This window comes from Kaistella pullorum (assembly GCF_014837035.1).
Classification (GTDB): domain Bacteria; phylum Bacteroidota; class Bacteroidia; order Flavobacteriales; family Weeksellaceae; genus Kaistella; species Kaistella rhinocerotis.
In genome coordinates this window covers 1-2,530 of record NZ_JACSPS010000016.1, presented here as the reverse complement: position 1 = coordinate 2,530, position 2,530 = coordinate 1, and the positions used below count along the sequence as shown (strand labels likewise).

The 2,530-nt window shown below is 30.8% G+C and carries 4 protein-coding genes; all 4 read right to left on the bottom strand.

Going from position 1 to position 2,530, the window contains the following annotated elements; all coding sequences use genetic code 11:
• Positions 1–219: 219 nt before the first annotated feature.
• Positions 220–834 (bottom strand): hypothetical protein, encoded by a 615-nt coding sequence (locus tag H9628_RS11815; protein ID WP_251834345.1) that lies wholly within the window; start codon positions 832–834, stop codon positions 220–222.
• A complete protein-coding gene (locus tag H9628_RS11810; RefSeq protein ID WP_251834344.1) occupies positions 824–1,009 on the bottom strand; it encodes a hypothetical protein in 186 nt (61 codons plus the stop codon). The genes H9628_RS11815 and H9628_RS11810 overlap by 11 nt, the downstream gene beginning before the upstream one ends.
• A gap of 251 nt (positions 1,010–1,260) precedes the next feature.
• Positions 1,261–1,662: a hypothetical protein gene (locus tag H9628_RS11805; protein ID WP_251834343.1), complete on the bottom strand. Its 402-nt coding sequence runs from the start codon at positions 1,660–1,662 to the stop codon at positions 1,261–1,263.
• A gap of 224 nt (positions 1,663–1,886) precedes the next feature.
• A complete protein-coding gene (locus tag H9628_RS11800; protein WP_251834342.1) occupies positions 1,887–2,429 on the bottom strand; it encodes a hypothetical protein in 543 nt (180 codons plus the stop codon).
• Positions 2,430–2,530: the final 101 nt, after the last annotated feature.

Here is a 2,530-nt window from a genome sequence, read left to right as displayed (position 1 = left end):
AAAGCACGGATTTCCAATGCTGAATTAATTACAAAAACGGATTTTGGACCGGCGGAAGGTAGTATGGGCGGTAACGTTTGGGTATTTCTGTTGGCGGGAACTTTTATAACAAGTCTTTGTAAATATAACAAAAAGAACAATTAGCGAAAATCTCTATGATGTAAAATTCAACCCCGCTAATAGAAATACACTGTTACCTGCACCCGCATTTTTAAAGTGTTATTCAATTTTATTAATATGATAATCAGTTAAGTTAAGATTTTTGTCTATTATGATTTTATGAATTTCACCTGGATGAATTGTTGGAATTTTTATTTTTAGGTAATTATCATAAGTTGTTTGAAGCAGGAGATAATTCTGATTCATACCTGCAAGTTGTTTTTCATTATAAGTTCCATAGTCCGGGTGAAAATAAATTATTTGACTTTTTTTATTACGTAATTTTGAAAAGAAATGATGTTCGTCCGGTTCCTCAATCTGAACATCCTGAAAATTAATTCCTGATTCGTTCACCAACTCAATATATCCCCTGCTTGAAATATTTGCGTGAAGTTTAGTAATCTCAAGAATTACCGGAATTGAGAGGAAAATTATTAAAAGGACAAAGACGGATTTTTTTATTTGTTTTTGTGTGAAAATTGAGATAAGTGTTGAAATAATTCCTGTTAAAACTAATAAAGAACTCAATAATAAAAATAGAAACCCAATCCCATCAACATTAATGTCCAGAGCGAAAACTTCTCTTGATCCATAAAAAAGTAGAAATAGAAAAGTCACTCCAAAAATTGGAATCATACCAATCCAAAAACCAGTTTTCAAAAAGTTAACTTTCATTTTGTGGTGTCATCTTGCGGTTGCAGGTAACGTCCGGCGTATATGGAGGGTTGCGGCTGCTGCCCCAGATCTTCGTACAAAATCCGGACTTTAAACTTAGCGAAAATTCTGATACAAAAGCAGACTTCCGCAATCCGCCATATACGATGTTACCGCCCGTACGCGCGAGGAACATAATACCGGGGCGACTTAGTGATCACGAAATGCCGGAACCCGTTGTCCTGCTCTCGGAAAAAGCACGGATTTCCAATGCTGAATTAATTACAAAAACGGATTTTGGACCGGCCGAAGGTAGTATGGGCGGTAACGGTTGGGTATTTCTGTTGGCGGGGATTATAATAACTGGTTTTTGTAAATATAACAAAAAGAACAATTTGCGAAGATCTTCATAATGTAAACTTCAACCCCGCTAATAGAAATAGCTTGTTAGCTGAAGCCGTTATTTTTGAAGCTTTTATTTTTATAATAGTATGCTGAAATGATAATAATAAAAGTCAATATAATTGTCAAAATAATTAGGATGTCTACATTTTTAAAAAATCCTTTTCCATTTCGGGGATCTAATCCATAATAAATATCTACACCAATATTTACAATAAAATATAAAATTATTGCTCTAAAATAATTTAATTGATTTCCAAATTTTAATATTAGAATTAAGACTAAAGAAATTACAAATGAAATTCCAGAACTTAAAAGATATGCAATTGGTAACATTCCAATTTCTCCTCCTGAATAATTAGTAGTTTTTAAAACTCCAATTAATAAGAAATAATTGATAAAAATTATTCCCAAATAAATTCCAGCTATTTTAAATATTTGATTCAACGTAATATTTTTTAACGGTTTCAGCTAACGAAAAAGTATTTGCGAAGAACGGGCTGCTGCAAACCAAAAGTGGTAAGGAAAACCGCCTGGAGCAAAATGCTTTTTCAGATTTCTAAATTAGTGAAAATTGAAAGATGAAAAGCATTTTTGCGTGTTTTATGAAATCAATTCCCGAAAGTAACCGTCAACCCCGTTTTTTGCAAATACACTGTTAGCTGTAGTGCCTACTCAATAATTATTAGATCTTTGAATTCCTTATTCAAGCTTTTTAAAGAATCTTTTTTAATTAAATACTTTTCTGTGATTAAATTTTGAGACTTATTTTCAATTTTATTTTCCAAGACTAAAGTATCATTTAATATTTTATAGTCTCCTGATTTATAGCATTGACCGTGAGGATATCCGGTTTTTAATTGATACGTATTATTTGAATATAGAATTAGTTCAGGTCGTTCAAAATCTGATTGCAGTTTAATTTTAAATTTTTGAATTTTAAAATTCGGTAAAACGCCGATAAGTAAATTAATTATTAGGGTTGACAAGCAGAATATTAAGAGAGTATTTGTCGTTTTAAATTTTCTTTTTTTTGAATCAATTAGATAAAGAATAGCAATATTTACTAAAATAATAATTGATAATAATGGAAGTAAAAAAAATTGCGAGAATACATCAAGGCAATAATTTCCATAATATTTTGTAAGATAAATTAAGATTCCAAATAAAAATATTATTGTAAAATATTTTATAAAAAATTTCAGAAATTTCATTGTGCGCTTTGGTTGCATTACAGCTAACGGTTGGGTATTTCTGCAGGCGGGCTAAAAATACGAAAACTTTCTACTTGCTAAAAACTGAATTAATCGCTGAA

Bases quoted from the DNA above. Each gene is read 5' to 3' on its own strand.
- H9628_RS11815 (WP_251834345.1), bottom strand. From the start codon at position 834: ATGAAAGTTAACTTTTTGAAAACTGGTTTTTGGATTGGTATGATTCCA.
- H9628_RS11810 (WP_251834344.1), bottom strand. From the start codon at position 1,009: ATGTTCCTCGCGCGTACGGGCGGTAACATCGTATATGGCGGATTGCGG.
- H9628_RS11800 (WP_251834342.1), bottom strand. From the start codon at position 2,429: ATGAAATTTCTGAAATTTTTTATAAAATATTTTACAATAATATTTTTA.